Raw genomic sequence first — 15,105 nt, 5'->3', positions numbered from 1 at the left:
GACGCGGGGTGGAGCAGCTCGGTAGCTCGCTGGGCTCATAACCCAGAGGTCGCAGGTTCAAATCCTGTCCCCGCTACTCAGTAGCGGAAGGCCCGGAGGACTCGTCCTCCGGGCCTTCGCCGTTCCCGTTCCGAACTCGGCGACGGCACGGTCCTGCCACGAACCTGTAACAGCGGCCCCGGTCAAGATCCCCTAAAAAAGCCGTAAAGCATACTGAAGTGCAAAGTCACTCGTTCGGACGCGGACCATCGCGCCGAGTTAGGAACGCACTCATGCTGTCGAAGCGCCTTGCCGGCACCGCCGCGATCTGTCTGCTGCTGGCGGCCGGTGCCACCGCCTGCGGGGACACCCAGAGCAAGGCCGGGGCGACCCCGAAGCTGGACACCGAGAAGCTCAGCGCCCAGGAGATCGAGCAGGCGACCAAGGACGCCCTGTCCGCCGCCACGTCCGTGAAGATCACCGGCGACATCGCCATGGACGAGGGCAAGATGACCATCGACCTGGCCCTCGACACCAAGAGCCAGTGCACCGGCACCATGAGCATGCCGGGCATGGGCAAGTTCGAGATCATCAGCGACGGCAAGCAGTCGTACGTGAAGCCGGACAAGGAGTTCTGGACCGCCATCGCGGGCAAGGAGGGGGCGAAGGCCGCCGAGCTGTTCAAGGGCCGCTACCTGTCGGGCCTCCAGGACTCCGAGATGAAGGACCTCACCTCGGTCTGCAACCTCAAGGACTTCACCGCGAAGATCGTCTCGGACGACTCCGGCAAGAGCGAGGCCACCAAGGGCGGGGTCGCCACCGTCAACGGCCAGAAGGCCTTCAGCCTCAAGGTGAAGGACCGGAAGGGCGAGGAGTCGACGATCCACGTCGCCACCGAGGGCAAGTTCTACCCGCTGCGGGTCGAGAAGAAGAGCGGCACCGAGGGCGGCCAGATCGACTTCACCGACTACGACAAGCCGCTCACCATCCAGGCCCCGCCGGCCGACAACGTGATCGACTTCGCCAAGCTGCAGGACCAGCTCAAGTCCGCCTGAGAATAAATCCGTTGCCCTCCTCCGGTGGACCTGCCTATCGTGGCGGCACACTGAAAGGAGGTGATCCTGAGTTGAGTTCCATCAGGATGTGTGAGGTGGCTGCTCGCTGGAGCGGCCCTGCCTGCGCAGGGTGAGGCCCCTGGCCTCCGGCAGGCGAAATCCATAGCAGTCACCCGGCCCGCGGGCTCACCGGAACATCCCCGGTGCCTCGGTGCCGGACCTCTCGCGGGGTCCGGCACCGAGGAGCAGCCCGCGGGCCGTCTGCATGTCCGGGACCGGGCCGTGTGCCCTCTCCGGGCACCGCCCCGGGCCCGAGGAGCGCCGGGCGCGGCTGCGGGCGTTTCCCGGGCTGCTCCGAGGGCATCCCCCGCTAGAGTCGGCGCGCACTCCGGAGCGGAGCGGCACGGGCACGGGGGGTGGGCGATGGCGGGGACGACACGGCGGACCGGCGGTGCGGCGGCCATGCGGACGGCGCAGCGGACGGCGGCCGGGGCACTGCTGGGCACGGGGGCGCTCGGGCTGCTGCTGTTCTCCCTGGGGCGCGCACGACCGTGGCAGGCGCTGGGCGGCGGACTGGTGGTGGCCTGCGCGGCGGTCATGGTCGGCGGCGCGCTGGGCTTCCTGTTCGGGGTGCCCCGGGTGCGCACCGCCACGGGCGGCTCCGAGCCGCACGGCTCGTACGCGCCGAACACCAATCTGGAGCAGGTCTCCGACTGGCTGACCAAGGTGCTGCTCGGTGTCGGACTGACCCAGCTCGGCTCGCTCGGCGAGCGGTTGCACCAGCTCGGGACGGCCCTCGCGCCCGTCCTGGGCGGTGACGCGGACGCGGTGCCGTTCTCGGCGGCGCTGGTCCTCTACTTCCTGCTGCTCGGCTTCCTGGCCGGGTGGCTGCTGACCCGGCTGGCGCTGCCGCAGGTGCTCTCCGACGCGGATCAGGCACTGGACCTCTTCCTCGCCGGCCAGGACCGGGACCGCAAGGGCGACAAGGTCGGTGCGGAGGACCTGCGGATGCGGGCGATGCAGCACCTGGGTCTGGTGGGCACCAGTACGGAGCGGCCGGGCGACCTGCCCGGCTCGGTGCTGCCCCCCGGTCCCGCGGCCGGCCCGGAGAGCGTGGTGGCCGAGGTCCGGTCGACGGCGCGGCGCTCGGCGCTGACGGCGGACCAGGTGCGGCAGCTGTTCGCGGACGGCTCGGAGGGTAGGCGGATCCAGGCCCTCGCCCTGATGCAGGGCGATCCGGCGCTGGCCGACCTGACGAGCGTGCTGGAGGCGATCGAGCGTCCGCGTTCCGGCTTCGAGCAGTACCACGCGCTGCTGGCGGCCCGCGGGCTGCTCTCCCGGCTGCCGGACGGCGAGGCCCGGCGGCTGCACGAGGCGGTGGCGGGCCGGCTGATGGCCCCGGACGGGATCCCCTACGGCTCCGACCGGAGCTGGCTGGCGGAGAAGATACTGTCCCGCCTGGACACGCCGGTCTTCCTCCCGCAGCAGGCCGGACCGGTGGGGGCCAGGGCCACGGCAGCGGGAGCGCAGCCGGCCGCGGCGCAGCAGACCGGCACACCGTAGGCCGGGTGCCGGGTGCCGGGCGCCAGGTGCCGGGACCTGGCCCCAGGACCGGACGGGCCGGGGAGGACGCCGCTACCCCGAGCGGCCCCGGGGCGGGCGGCCGACTCTCCGGAGCACCAGGACGCGCCGGCGCCGGCCGCCGCCGACCGGGGGGACGATGCGGACCTCGCTGGCGATCCGGAGCTCGCCGAGGGCGAACCGGACGGTGTCGAGACGGGCGCTGCGCCGCCCCTCGCCGTCGTACAGCGGGTGGACGTGGACCTCGCCGCCGGGGGCGGTGACCCGGACCAGTTCGGCCAGCGCGGCCAGCTGCCGGTCCGCCCCGAACAGCTCCGGGTAGGCGAAGAGCAGGAAGCCGCTGAGGGTGAGCGCGAAGGTGCCGTCCGCGAAGGGCAGCCGGGGCAGCGCGGCCGCCACGTACTGCTCGGGGTGGGCGGCGCGGTCGGCGGCGAACAGTCGGCGGGCGCGGTCCCAGCTGCGCAGGTAGCGGTCGGGCGGGCAGTGCCGGGGCGCCGGGTAGAGCTCGGGGCGGGCGGCCATCGTGGCGGCCATCACGGACCGCGCGGCCAGCGCCAGGGCGGCGATCTCGGCGGTCGGCCGGGCGTACACGGGGTCGGTGGCGATGGCCCGGCAGCCGAGCGCGCGGGCCTCGGCGACCAGTCCGGCGGCGCCGCCGGGGCAGTCCAGCAGGGGCCCGGGAAGGGCGGCGAGCCGGGCCCGGGTGAGGCCGAAGAGTCCGCAGTACTCGTCCAGCGGACGGGAGGTCACCAGGGTTCCGGACGCCGCGTGCGGGGCCGCGGACGCTGTGGCGAAGGGGCCGGCGGGCCGGGCGGCGGCGGTGCGGATCGCGGTTCGGGAGGCCATCGTGGCCATCCGAACACGGGCCGGCCCCGCCCGCATCCGGAGTGGTCCGGGGCGGGCGGGGCCGGAAGGTCACCGAGAGTGGCCGGGGGTCAGGAGGAGCGGGAAGCGCGGGCGGAGCGGCGGTCGGGCGAGGCGGGCGGTCAGCGGCCGAGCAGGCCCCGGGCGGCGAGCCGGTTGACGTTGGTCAGGCCGCGCACCAGCTGCGGGGTGACGAAGACGAAGAGCAGGCCGATCAGGCAGACGCCGGCGATCTGCGGCGTCGACTCGACGTAGAAGACGTGCTCGACACCGTCGCTGTCGTAGAAGTCGAACAGCTTGTAGCCGGGCCAGTCGGTGTAGGTCGGGAAGACCCAGTGGTAGACGGGGTAGAGCGCGAGCGACCAGCCCACGGTCAGGAAGACCGTCGACATCACGAGGCTGAGGATCGCCCACGGGAACATCACCACCTGGTAGAGCACGGCCTTCCAGCCGGCCGCGTCGGCGAGGCGGGCGGTGACCCCGCCCCAGACGCCGGGCCGGGTGGCCACGACCGGCTCCGGGCCGGGCACGTCCAGGGCGAGCATGGTGCGCACCCGGGACCGCTCCAGCCGGCCGAAACCGCGGGCGGCCGTGGTCAGGGCGGCCAGCACCGGCAGGCCGAGGACGGTGACGAAGGTGCCGAGGCCCAGGCAGAACAGCGTGACGGCGAGGGTGAAGCCGGCCGTCACCACCGGCAGGCCGGTCAGCGTGTAGCCGAGCTCTCGGTAGAAGTAGGAGGTGAACGGGGCCCGCCAGGCGTACGGCGGCTCCTCGGTACGACGGACGACGCCGTCGTGGCGGTCGTACGCGTCGTACGCGTCGTACTCGCTGCGCTGCATGCTGTGGGTGCTCATGGCGGGGTCTCGGTCCCTCGGGTCGGTCTTCGTGCGGCGTGTCCTGCTGACTCCTCAAGCCTGCCGAAACGCCGTCGCGGCGGACATCCGGCTCCCCGGCGAACCGGAGGTGGGGTTATCCCCCCTCCCCCCGGCGTCCCCCCGTCACCGCCCCGCAGGACCGGGCCACTCCTCGGCGAGCAGGGCGTACCGGTAGGAGTCGTGCCGGCGGCCGCGCAGGCGGACGTCGTGCCGGATCCGGCCCTCCGGCCGGAACCCGGCCCTGGCCAGGACCCGGACCGACGCCGCGTTGTCGACGTCCACCCGGGCCTCCAGCCGGTGCACGCCGAGCGCACCGAAGGCCAGGCCGCAGAGCAGCTCGGTGATCTCGCCCGCGTAGCCGCGGCCCCAGACGTCGCGGCGCAGCGCGTAGCCCAGCGACGCGGACCGGCGGTCACCGAGCCCTAGCGCGGCGTTGCCGATCGGGACGGCGTCGGCCGGGTCCTCGGCATCCGCGAGCCGGGTGACGGCGAGCCGGTAGACCGTCCGTTCCTCCTGCTGGGCCTCCTCCAGGTACTGCTCGATCTGGTCGGCGCAGTCCTCCCGGTCGCGCGCCTCGAACGGGAGGTACCGGGTGGCCTCCGGGTCACCGAAGACCGCGTACAGCGCCTCGACGTCCTCGGGGGTGTGGTGGAACTCGCGGATGGCCAGCCGGGGGCCGGTGAGTCGGACGGGCACCATGCCTGCCGACCCTACCCCCGACCAGCGGTTACGGTTCGTGGTTATGGAAGACGAAGACCTGCGGCTCGCCCCGCGCACCAAGGCCGCCGAACTGCTCGCCTGGGCGGAGACGGAGGGCCGCGCGCCGGTGCCGGAAGGCCCGCTCCGGGCAGTGCTGGCGCTGCTGGAACTGGGCGGGGGCAGGATGCACGACGGCTGGCCCGAACTGACCTCGGGCGCGGTCGAGCACCTGCTGTACGAACGCCTGCACCTGTACGTCCAGCCCGCGCCGGGGGAGGACCCGCTGGCGTACGGCGCGGCGGTGCGGCTGCTGATCGACCACCAGCGGGCGGCGCGGCGGCTGAACGCCAAGCGGCAGGAGCGGCTGCACGCGGAGGCCGAGTGGCAGGGCGAGCTGGCGACCGGGCTGCTGCGCCGGGCCGACCTGGTGACCTGGCCGCGGCTGTACACCCTGCTGCTGCGTGCCGACGGGGTGGACACCGCCGACGGGGACGCGGTCCGGTCCTGGCTGGAGGCCTTCGGAGGGCTGGCCGAGGAGGAGCGGCTGGCGGCGTTCGCGGCGCTGGAGGAGGACGGCACACTGGACCCGGTGGACGACGGGGGCTGGGGCGGCGGGACCAGGGAGCTGGCGGTCGGGATGGCGTCGGACGGTGCGCGGCGGCTGCTGGAGCAGGGGCTGATGCAGCGCAGTTACCGGAACCTGGCGGAGCTGACCGCGTTGGGCCGGCCGATGCCGTCCGAGCTGGCCGGGGACTTCGGGGCGTTCGAGGAGGCGGCGGTCGGGGCGGCGCTGGAGCTCTCCGGCGAGTGGACGGTGCCGGGGCTGCCGTGGCTGCTGGTGGACGAGTTCCCGGAGCTGGCGGCGGAGCCCGGGCAGGCGGAGATCGACGCCTACCTGGCGGCGCTCCCGGAGGAGACGCCGGACGACCCGTCGGACCTCCGGTGGGACCACCCGTCGGACGACCCGTCGGGCGACCGGTGGGACGACCCGTCGGGCGAGCCGCACGGGGAAGAGTCCGGGGAGCGGCCCGGGGCGTGACGGACGCGCGGGAGCCCCGGCGCGGTCCTCGAAGGACCGCGCCGGGGCTCCTCGGCGTCGAACGGGTCGCAGCGCCTCGCGGGCTGCCGGGCTCGGCTCAGCGCGGCTCGGCAGGGGTCGCAGGGATCAGGGGTTGATGCCGCGCTGCTCGAACCAGCTCTCCGGGTCGACCGGGGCGCCGCCGCCGGGCCGGACCTCCAGGTGCAGGTGCGGGCCGGTGACGTTGCCGGTGGCACCGACCTTGCCGATCTGCTGGCCGGGGACGACCTTGCCCGAGCCCTTGATGATCGAGGAGAGGTGGCAGTACCAGATCTCGGTGCCGTCGGGCAGGGTCTCGACGATCCGGTAGCCGTAGGACCCGGCCCAGCCGGCCGAGGTGATGGTGCCCTGGCCGACCGCGTAGACGGCGGTGCCCGTGTCGGCGGCGAAGTCCAGGCCGGTGTGCAGGTGGGCCCAGTAGCGGGCGCTCTGGCCGTAGTGGGCGGAGAGGCTGTAGTCGCGCACCGGCAGGTTGATGGCGGCGAGCTTGGCCTTCTCGGCCTCCTCGGCGGCGCGCTTGGCCTGCGCCTGCTGGGCGACCTGGGCGGCGCGCTTGGCCTCGGCCTCCTGGGCGGCCTGCACCCGGGCGGTCTCGTCGGCGGCGGTGCGCTGGCTGTCGGCCTGCTGCTGGATCCTGGCGGCGAGGGCGAGCCCGGGGTCGGCCGAGAGGGCGACCGGGGTCTCGTCCGGCACCTCGACGGCGGGCGCGGCGGCCGGCGTCGCGGAGGCGAAGCCGGTGGCGCCCAGGGTGGCCGCGACGGCGGTGACGCCGAGCAGCGGAGCGGTGCCGCGGGTCTGACGGGGCATCCGGTGCCGGTTGATCTCGGCGGTCTGCGGAGCGGTCTCGTCCGCCGGGCCGCCGAACAGGCCCGGGTGGGCCGCAGGGCGGGGGTGGTCGAGCAGCTGGGTACCGGCGGAGAAGCCGGACGGGTGTGCCGGGGTGTGCGTCGACGCCACGGAGGCGCGCTCCTTTCCTTCCTTCGCGCCTACCGGGTTAGCTGACGGGTTCGGAGCAGGAAGGTCTCCTACGGCTGGGCCTGGGCCCGGCCGATTCACCCCAAGGAACATGGTTCCCCGGCTCCCTGGCCTGCCCGAAGGCCGGCCGGCGGGATTAGGCGACGGCGCACGGTGCCGTCTGGTTACGGCGTTAGGGACCGCGCTGCGTTATCAAACGTTAATCCGAGAGGCCCCCGATTCCAAGCCATCTGTTGAGGAGGACGGGATACGGGCCGGACACGCGCGGTCCGATGGGCGTTTTGGGACGATTGACGACAACTGACACTACCGAACGTGATAGGACGTCAACGAACGGCCCCCCATCTGAGTACCTCTACTCATGTGCGACCGGAGTCCGCGCGGCCATCCTGGCGCCATGAGCACACCGATGCAGTCACGCACCACGGCCGCGTACTACGTCCAGGCCGTCCTGTCCTTCTTCCTGTCCGCCGTCGCCCTCGCGATCGGCATCGCCTACCTCCCGGTCGGGGCCTGGACCCGGGCCTTCCTCGGCCTCGGCCTGCTCTACACCATCACCTCCGCGTTCACGCTGGCCAAGGTGGTCCGGGACCGGCAGGAGTCCACCGAGCTGGTCACCCGGGTCGACCAGGCCCGGCTGGACAAGCTGCTGGCCGAGCACGACCCGTTCAAGGTGGAGGGGGTCTGAGGCGGAGGGCGCCCCGGCGCCTCCGCCGGGAGCGGTCACCGGGCCGGCCGCCGGACCGGTCGTCACGCCCGGCCGCCGCGCCCGCCCCCCTCGGAAGCGGGTCATAGCTTGACGGCTAAGGCTATTAGCCTTAGCTTTATGGCTATCGGCGCAGTCGCCGACGACCCGAACCCGCGCGGCGAGCCCGCCCGCGGCGGACCGAGGAGGCCCACCATGACCGGCACCGCCCCCGTCACCCGCTACCTCGACCTCCCCGGCGGCCGACTCGCCTTCGACGACTCCGGCCACGGCGACGGCGTCCCCGTCGTTCTGCTCCCCGGCATGCTCGACAGCCGGGCCACCTACCGGCACCTGCGCCCGCTGCTGACCGCCGCCGGCCGCCGGGTGATCACCATGGACCTGCGGGGCTTCGGCGAGTCCTCGATCACCTGGGACGACTACTCGCCCTCCGCGATCGCCCGCGACGTCCTCGCCCTGCTCGACCACCTCGGCATCGAGCGGGCCGCCCTGGCGGGCAGCTCGTACACCGGCGCCACCGTGGTCCGGGCCGCCGGGGACGCGCCGGAGCGGGTCGCCGGGATCGTCCTGCTGGACGCCTTCGTCGAGAACCCGCCGCCGAACGCCCTGCAGCGCGCGGTGGTCGGCGCGATGGGCGCCCTCCTCGTCCACTCGCCGGCCTTCTGGGGCCTGTACCAGCGGAGGTTCGCCTACCCGACCGCCAAGCCGGCCGACCACGACGCCTACGTCGACGGGCTGGTCGCCGCGATGCGCACCCCCGGCCGGAAGACCGCCACCCGCGGCTACGTCCGCGGGGACTCCGCGCCCACCGGCTGGACCTCAGCCGTGCGGTGCCCGGCCCTGGTCGTGATGGGCTCCAAGGACCCCGACTTCTCGAAGCCGGAACTGGTCGCCGACCGGCAGGCCGCCGCGCTCGACGCGCGGAAGGTGATGATCGAGGGCGCCGGGCACTACCCGATGGCCGACCACCCGCAGGCCACCGCCGACGCCCTGCTGCCCTTCCTCGCCGCCCTGGCCTGAGCCGCCCACGGGGCCCGGCTCCCCCCGGGCCCGAAACCGCGCAGCCCGGCCCTGAGCGGCTCCGCGCGGCCCTGAGCGGCCGTACGCGCCCCTCGCAGCCCCAGCCACCACCGAAGCACCCTGGAGAACCGCCGTGCCCCGAGTCGGTCTGACCCCCGAGCAGGTCGTCGACCACGCCCTCGCCCTCGTCGACGAGCAGGGCCCCGAAGCCCTCACCCTGGCCGCCGTCGCCGGGCGCGCCGGCGTCGCCACCCCCTCGCTGTACAAGCACGTCAGCGGCGGCCTCGCCGAGCTGCGCCGGCTGGTCGCGGTCCGGGTGACCGGAGAACTGGCCGACCGGCTGGCCGAGGCCGCCGTCGGACGCGGCGGGGACGACGCCGTCGCCGCCGTCCTGCGCGCCTACCACGCGTACGCCACCGAGCACCCGCACCGGTACGGCGCCCTGCCGCAGGCGCCGCAGCCGGACGAGGACCTCGCTGCGGCGGCGGCCCGGCTGGTCGGAGTGATCGTCGCGGTGCTGCGCGCGTACGGGCTGGAGGGCTCCGAGGCGATCCACGCGGCCCGGACCTTCCGCTCGCTGGCCCACGGCTTCGCGGCGCTCTCGATCGGCGGCGGCTTCCGGCTCGCCGAGGACCTGGAGGACACCCAGGACCGGATGATCACCGTGCTGACGGCCGGACTGCACGGCTGGCCCCGGCCCTGAGGGCCCCCCGGGCCCGCGGGCGTCCCGGCGCCCGGGCCCCGGCCCACGAGCCCCGCGCCCGGCGCCGTGCGGGAGGGACGACCTGCGGCGGCGAGAAGGGGCGGGGGCCGCGGTCCGCGGACGGAGAACGACGAAGGGCCCGGAGCGGGGGACGCTCCGGGCCCTTCGGTGCTGTGGGGCTAACAGGACTTGAACCTGTGGCCTCTTCCTTATCAGGGAAGCGCTCTAACCGTCTGAGCTATAGCCCCGTGCTGCACGGAGAAGGGTACCGGACCGGAAGGGGGTGCCACGCCACCGGCCGCCCCGCGGGCGGTTCCGAACGGACAAACGGGATCAATCGACCATCAGGGGTTAGATTGGCCCGGCCGGCGGACGGCCGTCCGGAAGGGCCGTCCACCGGCGACGCAGGGCGGGCACCACCGACGGCCGGACCCCGACTCCGGTACGCCGTCCGGGCTACCGCTCGCCAGCACTGGAAATAGGGTATTAAGAATTGACTGGCTCATAAGGAACCGGAAAGGCCGGAAATCCCGTGGACCCGCGCAGCAGCCCCACCGCGCGCAGTGCCATGCGCTGTGTGCGCTTATTGCTCGGCTGCACCAGCGCCGCCGAACTGCTCGGAACCGTCCTCGCCGAGGGGCCGGCCTGGATCACCGGCGAGGGTTCCGCGCTCTACCTGCTGGACTCCACCGGAATGCTCCGGCTCACCGCCTCCCACGGCCTCCCCGACTGGGCCCACGAGCGCTACGGCGTCGTCGATCCGGCCGGTGACCTCCCCGCCGCGACGGCGCTCCGGCTGCGCCGGCCGTACCTCCTCAGCCCCGAGCGCACCAGCGTCGACTACCCCAATCGGAACGCCGGGATGGGCACCGGAATGGTCGCCGTCATCGCCCTGCCGATGGTCGTCGACGAACAACCGGTGGGCGTGCTCGCCCTCGCCCTCGCCCACCGGGGCACCGTCCCCCGACGCGACCTGGACGTGCTGGAGACCCTCGGCGACGCCTGCGCCCACCGGCTCGCCCACCTGCTCGACCACGCACACCCCGAACGCCGGGACCGGACCGACCGGGGCGCACCCGCCGCGCCGGGCGGGTCGGCCGCGCCGGGCGGGTCGGCCGGACGGCGCGGGCCGGGCGGTGTGCGCCCCGGGCCGGATCCCGACGGCACCGGTCCGGCCTCCGCACCGGGCCACCCGATGCTCTCGCTCGCCCTCCGGGCCGCCGGACACGGCGCCTTCGAGCGCGACCTGGTCACCGGCGAGACCTACTGGGACGCCCACGCCCACCGGCTGGTCGGCCGACCCGCACCGGACGGGAGCGGGCCGGCCCCCGCGCCGGACCTCGACCTGCTCGTCCACCCCGAGGACCTGCCCGACGTCCAGGCCGCGCTCGCCGAGGCGCTCGCCACCGGCGGTCCGTACCGGATCCGCTACCGGGTACCGCGCCGGGGCGGCAGCGGAGTGATCCGGATCGAGGAGACCGGGGAGGTGATGCTGGACGTGCACCGCCGGCCGGTCCGGATCGCCGGACTGCTCGCCGACCGCGACCACGGCCGCGCGCCCGAGGAGCGCCCGGCCGCCCCGGAGAGCGGCACCCCGGCCGTCGGAGCCCGCTCCGCCCTGCTGCTGGCCCTGACCCGGGCCCTCTCCCGGGCGGTCACCGTCCGGGACGTGACCACGACGGTCACCGATGTCGCCCGGCCGGCCTTCGGCGCCGCCGGCATCGTGCTCGACCTGGTCGACGAGGGCCGGCTGCTGCCCGTCTCGCACACCGTCTACGGCGGTGCGCGGCGTACCGAGCTGACCCGGCTGGCCGACCTCTCGGAGGGGGTGATGCAGCGCGCCCTGGCCCGCTCCGCACCCCTGTTCAGCGAGCCCGGCCGGACCGCGCGGGGCCCGGGCGGGCCCGGGCGGGGGGCGTCGGCGGAGGCGGGGAACGGGGACGGGCAGGGCGGGGACGGCCAGGTCACGGACGGGCAGGACCCGGACGGGCAGGGCGGGGGCGGCAGCACCGGGGACGGGCCGCTCGCCCCGGCGGCCTGGGCGGTGCTGCCGCTGATCGCCTCCGGCCGGCAGGTCGGCTCCTGCCTGATCACCTTCGCCACCGAACGCGCCTTCGGCCGCGAGGACCGCACCCTCTACTCGGCGTTCGCCGGCATCCTCGCCCAGTCGCTGGAACGCGCCCGGCTCTACGACACCCACCACCACCGGGCCACCGAGCTGCAACGCGCGATGCTGCCGCGTTCGCTGCCCCGGCTGCCCGGGATCGCCAGCGCCGCCCGCTACCTGCCGAGCACCGAGGGCATGCAGATCGGCGGCGACTGGTACGACCTGCTGCGGCTGCCGGAGGGCCGGATCGGCCTGGTGATCGGTGACGTCCAGGGCCACAACGCCGAGGCGACGGCCGTGATGGGGCAGCTGCGCAGCGGTCTCCGCGCGTACGCCACGGACGGGCACGACCCGGCCGCCACGCTGTCCCGGACCAGCCGGCTGCTCACCGAGCTGGACACCGACCTGTTCGCCACCTGCCTCTACCTCACGCTCGATCCGGCCGACGGCACGCTGCGGGCGGCCCGCGCCGGGCACCCGGCCCCGGTCCGGATCGCCGAGAACGCCCGGGCGGTGGAGCTGGAACTGCCCGGCGGGCCGCCCCTGGGCGTCGACCCGGACGCGCCCTACCCGCTGGTGGTGGAGCACCTGGCGCCCGGCGAGACGCTGCTCGCCTACACCGACGGCCTGGTGGAGGACCGGGAGGAGGACTACGACGAGTCGGTGCACCGGATGCTCGGCGGGCTGGAGCTGTGGGCGCGCAGCACCGGTCCGGTCCGGGTCGGGCCGGGGCCGGCGCTGGAGCGGCTGGCCGATCTGCTCACGTTGAACGTGACCGAACGCCGCTCCCGTCCGGACGACGTCGCCCTCCTGTTGCTGCACCGCTTGTCATCAGGGCAATAAGGCCCTTGCACGGGCGCGGACGAAGTGTTCGGTGACCGTCCGGTCGGGCCCGAAGAACGGTGGATCGGCGTGCTATTGACGGGATATCGACGAGTTCTGGTCACTTGGCGAGATCCGTTCACACCTTCGTAGGATCATCACCCTAGAATTCGCGGCGTGACGATGACTCAGTGGTGCGCAACGGCAACCGGCGTACTCGCCGCCCTCGCCCTCGTGGCCGCCGCCCGCTACCGCGCGGTCTCCGCCACCCAGCGCCGTCGGGTCACCCAGCAGCAGCGCGAGATCGACCGCCTCAAGGAACAGCTCACCGCCGAACTGAGCCGCCGCGGCGCCGAACTGGCCGCCGTCCAGCAGGAACAGGAGCTCAACGCCTCCACCCAGCGGGCGTTCCTCAGCGTGGCCCGCCGGATCCTCGTGATGGCGCACGACCAGCAGGCCCTGCTGGACGAGATGGAGCGCACCCACGACGATCCGGCCCTGCTGGAGGGCCTGCTCAAGGCGGACCACGCCGCCGCCCAACAGGCACGACTGGCCCAGACCCTGGCCGTGCTCTGCGGCGCCCGGGCCGGTCGGCACTGGCCCGAGCCGGTCACGCTGGAGGACGTGGTGCGCGGTGCGCAGTCGCGGATCCTGCCCTTCCAGCGGGTGGTGGTCCGCAGCCGGATCGAGACCGCCGTGGTCGGGGCCGCCGCCGAGGCGCTGATCCACGCCGTCGCCGAGCTGCTGGACAACGCCACCCGCTACTCCCCGCCCAGCACCCAGGTGTTCGTCACCCTGATGCCCGTGCACAACGGCGCCGTGATCGAGATCGACGACGGCGGCGTCGGCATGCCCGAGCAGGCCGTCTCCAAGGCGGCCGCCGCGCTGGGCGGCGGGCCCGCGATCGAGGTCTCCCGCCTCGGCGAGGTCCCGCAGCTCGGGCTGGCGGCGGTCGGCCGGCTCTCCGAGCAGTACGGGTTCCGGGTCACCCTCAGCTCCGCGCCCTCGCCGTACGGCGGAGTGCGGGTCGTCGTGCTGCTGCCGAACGCGCTGCTCACCGAACCGCTGCCGTCGACCGTGCCCGGCCTCGGCACGGACGACGCCGTGTTCGGCCACGGTCCGCGCCGGTCCGCCGCTCCCCGGTCGGGCTCCCCCGCGCCCGGCCGGTCCCCGGCACACGGCCCCCAGGGCACGCACGGGCCGCAGGGTCCGTACGGATCGCCCGACGCGCACGGCGCGCACGGGTCCCCGGGCGTTCACGGATCACCCGGCGCGTACGGGCAGCCGGACGGGTACGGGCAGCAGGGCGCGTTCGGAGCACCGGGCGCCTACGGGCAGCAGGGCCCGACCGGGCCGCAGTCCGCGCAGGACCCGTACGGGTACCCGGCACCCTCCGAGTACCCGCCGCTGTACCCCCCGGCGACCGGCTACCCGCCGGTGGCCGGCACGCCGGGAGCACCCGGCATCCCCTCGGCCGACACCCCGTCGGCCGACCGGCCCGCCGAGGCCGGCGCCACGCCGCCGCCGCTGCCCCGCCGGAGCCACCGGCGCGACCGGGCCAACCGGCACGCCGCGTCCGCCGCTCCGACCCCGCCGGCCGCTCCGCCGTACCGCTCGGCCCAGCAGGCGCAGACGTTCATGGCGATGTTCCAGGCCGGCACGGCCAGCGGCCGCTCGGCCGTCCAGGCCCAGGCCCACTCCCCGGGCCACCCCCAGGGCCACCCTCAGGGCGACGATCGGGCCCACTCCCCGGGCCACGGCCAGAACCCCGGCCGGTCGCACGCCCCGCACGACCCTTCCCTTCCCGCTTCCCCCCAGCTTCCCCAGCGCTCCGGAGAGTTCCATGACCACCACCCCTGACCTCGGCTGGCTCCTCGCCGACATCGTCTCCGTCCCCGAGGTCCAGCACGCCGTCGTGGTGTCCAACGACGGCCTGGAGATCGGACGCAGCGAGGGCATCGTGCGCGAGGACGCCGAACGACTCGCCGCCGCCTGCTCCGGCCTCCAGTCACTGGCCCGCGGCGTCGCCCAGGGGTTCGGCGGCCACGGCAGCGCGACCCGCCAGATCATCATCGAGTACGGCGGCGGCTACCTCTTCATCGTCGCCGCCGGCGCCGGTGCCCACCTGGCCGTGGTGACCGCCGAGGCGGTGGACGCCGGGCTGGTCGCCTACCAGATGCAGGTCCTGGTCGAGCGGATCGGCTCCCACCTCACGAGTCCGCCGCGCGCCGACCTCGCGGCGGAGGGGCTGCGGTGAACGGGCCGGTCCGGCCCTACGTCATCACCGGCGGCCGCAGCCGTCCCACCAGGACCGCGCTGGCCGTCGAGAGCCTGGTCACCGCCTTACCCGACCGGCCCGCACTGCCCGAGGACGCGCTGCTCAACCGCGAGCACCAACGGATCCTGGACCTCTGCCGCAGCCTGCTCTCGATCGCCGAGGTGGCCGCCTACCTGGGCCTGCCGCTCGGTGTCGTCAAGGTCCTGGTCGGCGACCTCTGGGACCTCGGCGCCGTCCAGGTGCTCCCGCCCGTCCCGCAGGCCGAACGCCTGCCCACAACCCTCCTGGAAGAGGTACTCGTTGGCCTCCGCCAACTCCGCTGACGCCCTCGCCGGCGCTCCCGCCGGCGCGTCCGCCGACCGC

Annotated in this window: 14 protein-coding genes, 2 tRNA genes and 1 riboswitch; of the genes, 11 read left to right on the top strand and 5 right to left on the bottom strand. The window is 74.5% G+C overall.

Features of this window, described 5'->3' with window-relative positions; genetic code table 11:
* Positions 1-2 precede the first annotated feature (2 nt).
* The 3 genes from ACFWIC_RS09565 to ACFWIC_RS09555 all read left to right on the top strand — a co-directional run bounded on the left by ACFWIC_RS09565 (position 3) and on the right by ACFWIC_RS09555 (position 2,597).
* Positions 3-76: transfer RNA gene (locus tag ACFWIC_RS09565), tRNA-Met, on the top strand.
* A gap of 196 nt (positions 77-272) precedes the next feature.
* Positions 273-1,034, top strand: a complete 762-nt coding sequence (locus ACFWIC_RS09560; RefSeq protein ID WP_380517304.1) for a hypothetical protein — start codon at positions 273-275, stop codon at positions 1,032-1,034.
* A 423-nt stretch (positions 1,035-1,457) separates the two neighbouring features.
* Complete coding sequence (locus tag ACFWIC_RS09555) at positions 1,458-2,597, top strand: hypothetical protein (protein ID WP_380517301.1); 1,140 nt, start codon at positions 1,458-1,460, stop codon at positions 2,595-2,597.
* A gap of 72 nt (positions 2,598-2,669) precedes the next feature.
* Here the strand turns inward: ACFWIC_RS09555 and ACFWIC_RS09550 are convergent, their stop codons facing one another.
* From ACFWIC_RS09550 to ACFWIC_RS09540, 3 genes are all read right to left on the bottom strand, one after another.
* Complete coding sequence (locus ACFWIC_RS09550; protein WP_380517299.1) at positions 2,670-3,461, bottom strand: class I SAM-dependent methyltransferase; 792 nt, start codon at positions 3,459-3,461, stop codon at positions 2,670-2,672.
* A gap of 140 nt (positions 3,462-3,601) precedes the next feature.
* Positions 3,602-4,333, bottom strand: a complete 732-nt coding sequence (locus ACFWIC_RS09545; protein ID WP_329947891.1) for a sensor domain-containing protein — start codon at positions 4,331-4,333, stop codon at positions 3,602-3,604.
* Between the two features lie 144 nt (positions 4,334-4,477).
* Positions 4,478-5,053 carry a GNAT family N-acetyltransferase gene (locus ACFWIC_RS09540; protein ID WP_380361194.1) on the bottom strand — a complete coding sequence of 192 codons (576 nt, stop codon included), beginning with the start codon at positions 5,051-5,053 and terminating at the stop codon, positions 4,478-4,480.
* Between the two features lie 43 nt (positions 5,054-5,096).
* Here ACFWIC_RS09540 and ACFWIC_RS09535 point away from each other — a divergent pair, with 43 nt between their 5' ends.
* The gene (locus ACFWIC_RS09535; protein WP_380361193.1) at positions 5,097-6,092 is read left to right on the top strand and encodes a hypothetical protein; all 996 of its coding nucleotides are present in this window, start codon (positions 5,097-5,099) and stop codon (positions 6,090-6,092) included.
* Between the two features lie 126 nt (positions 6,093-6,218).
* Here the strand turns inward: ACFWIC_RS09535 and ACFWIC_RS09530 are convergent, their stop codons facing one another.
* Positions 6,219-7,088 carry a M23 family metallopeptidase gene (locus ACFWIC_RS09530; RefSeq protein WP_329878545.1) on the bottom strand — a complete coding sequence of 290 codons (870 nt, stop codon included), beginning with the start codon at positions 7,086-7,088 and terminating at the stop codon, positions 6,219-6,221.
* Between the two features lie 12 nt (positions 7,089-7,100).
* A riboswitch (cyclic di-AMP (ydaO/yuaA leader) is annotated at positions 7,101-7,259 on the bottom strand.
* 244 nt (positions 7,260-7,503) lie between these two features.
* Here ACFWIC_RS09530 and ACFWIC_RS09525 point away from each other — a divergent pair.
* From ACFWIC_RS09525 to ACFWIC_RS09515, 3 genes are all read left to right on the top strand, one after another.
* Positions 7,504-7,794 carry a YiaA/YiaB family inner membrane protein gene (locus ACFWIC_RS09525; protein ID WP_329878547.1) on the top strand — a complete coding sequence of 97 codons (291 nt, stop codon included), beginning with the start codon at positions 7,504-7,506 and terminating at the stop codon, positions 7,792-7,794.
* 138 nt (positions 7,795-7,932) lie between these two features.
* Positions 7,933-8,832, top strand: coding sequence for an alpha/beta fold hydrolase (locus ACFWIC_RS09520; RefSeq protein WP_380517294.1), 900 nt, complete (start codon positions 7,933-7,935; stop codon positions 8,830-8,832).
* Positions 8,833-8,965: 133 nt separating this feature from the next.
* Complete coding sequence (locus ACFWIC_RS09515; RefSeq protein WP_329947887.1) at positions 8,966-9,535, top strand: TetR-like C-terminal domain-containing protein; 570 nt, start codon at positions 8,966-8,968, stop codon at positions 9,533-9,535.
* A 174-nt stretch (positions 9,536-9,709) separates the two neighbouring features.
* On the opposite strand, the gene ACFWIC_RS09510 is transcribed toward ACFWIC_RS09515, so the two are convergent.
* Positions 9,710-9,783: transfer RNA gene (locus ACFWIC_RS09510), tRNA-Ile, on the bottom strand.
* Between the two features lie 284 nt (positions 9,784-10,067).
* Between ACFWIC_RS09510 and ACFWIC_RS09505 the strand changes: the two genes are divergently transcribed.
* The 4 genes from ACFWIC_RS09505 (at position 10,068) to ACFWIC_RS09490 (ending at position 15,065) form a co-directional block, all read left to right on the top strand.
* Positions 10,068-12,485 carry a SpoIIE family protein phosphatase gene (locus ACFWIC_RS09505; RefSeq protein ID WP_380517291.1) on the top strand — a complete coding sequence of 806 codons (2,418 nt, stop codon included), beginning with the start codon at positions 10,068-10,070 and terminating at the stop codon, positions 12,483-12,485.
* Positions 12,486-12,647: 162 nt separating this feature from the next.
* Complete coding sequence (locus ACFWIC_RS09500) at positions 12,648-14,324, top strand: ATP-binding protein (RefSeq protein ID WP_380517337.1); 1,677 nt, start codon at positions 12,648-12,650, stop codon at positions 14,322-14,324.
* The gene (locus tag ACFWIC_RS09495) at positions 14,308-14,721 is read left to right on the top strand and encodes a roadblock/LC7 domain-containing protein (RefSeq protein WP_329878555.1); all 414 of its coding nucleotides are present in this window, start codon (positions 14,308-14,310) and stop codon (positions 14,719-14,721) included. The genes ACFWIC_RS09500 and ACFWIC_RS09495 overlap by 17 nt, the downstream gene beginning before the upstream one ends.
* Positions 14,718-15,065 (top strand): DUF742 domain-containing protein, encoded by a 348-nt coding sequence (locus ACFWIC_RS09490; protein WP_329878558.1) that lies wholly within the window; start codon positions 14,718-14,720, stop codon positions 15,063-15,065. The genes ACFWIC_RS09495 and ACFWIC_RS09490 overlap by 4 nt, the downstream gene beginning before the upstream one ends.
* Positions 15,066-15,105: the final 40 nt, after the last annotated feature.

The sequence above is a fragment of the Kitasatospora sp. NPDC127035 genome (assembly GCF_042726075.1).
In the GTDB taxonomy this organism is placed as follows: domain Bacteria; phylum Actinomycetota; class Actinomycetes; order Streptomycetales; family Streptomycetaceae; genus Kitasatospora.
Note: the sequence above shows the minus strand (reverse complement) of the source record. Positions and strands in the feature narration are given on the sequence as shown.

Excerpts from the sequence above, each read along its gene's own strand:
- ACFWIC_RS09535 (WP_380361193.1), top strand. The coding sequence starts at position 5,097 with ATGGAAGACGAAGACCTGCGGCTCGCCCCGCGCACCAAGGCCGCCGAA.
- ACFWIC_RS09520 (WP_380517294.1), top strand. The coding sequence starts at position 7,933 with ATGGCTATCGGCGCAGTCGCCGACGACCCGAACCCGCGCGGCGAGCCC.
- ACFWIC_RS09540 (WP_380361194.1), bottom strand. The coding sequence starts at position 5,053 with ATGGTGCCCGTCCGACTCACCGGCCCCCGGCTGGCCATCCGCGAGTTC.
- ACFWIC_RS09500 (WP_380517337.1), top strand. The coding sequence starts at position 12,648 with ATGACTCAGTGGTGCGCAACGGCAACCGGCGTACTCGCCGCCCTCGCC.
- ACFWIC_RS09525 (WP_329878547.1), top strand. The coding sequence starts at position 7,504 with ATGAGCACACCGATGCAGTCACGCACCACGGCCGCGTACTACGTCCAG.
- ACFWIC_RS09495 (WP_329878555.1), top strand. The coding sequence starts at position 14,308 with ATGACCACCACCCCTGACCTCGGCTGGCTCCTCGCCGACATCGTCTCC.
- ACFWIC_RS09555 (WP_380517301.1), top strand. The coding sequence starts at position 1,458 with ATGGCGGGGACGACACGGCGGACCGGCGGTGCGGCGGCCATGCGGACG.
- ACFWIC_RS09545 (WP_329947891.1), bottom strand. The coding sequence starts at position 4,333 with ATGAGCACCCACAGCATGCAGCGCAGCGAGTACGACGCGTACGACGCG.
- ACFWIC_RS09560 (WP_380517304.1), top strand. The coding sequence starts at position 273 with ATGCTGTCGAAGCGCCTTGCCGGCACCGCCGCGATCTGTCTGCTGCTG.
- ACFWIC_RS09550 (WP_380517299.1), bottom strand. The coding sequence starts at position 3,461 with ATGGCCTCCCGAACCGCGATCCGCACCGCCGCCGCCCGGCCCGCCGGC.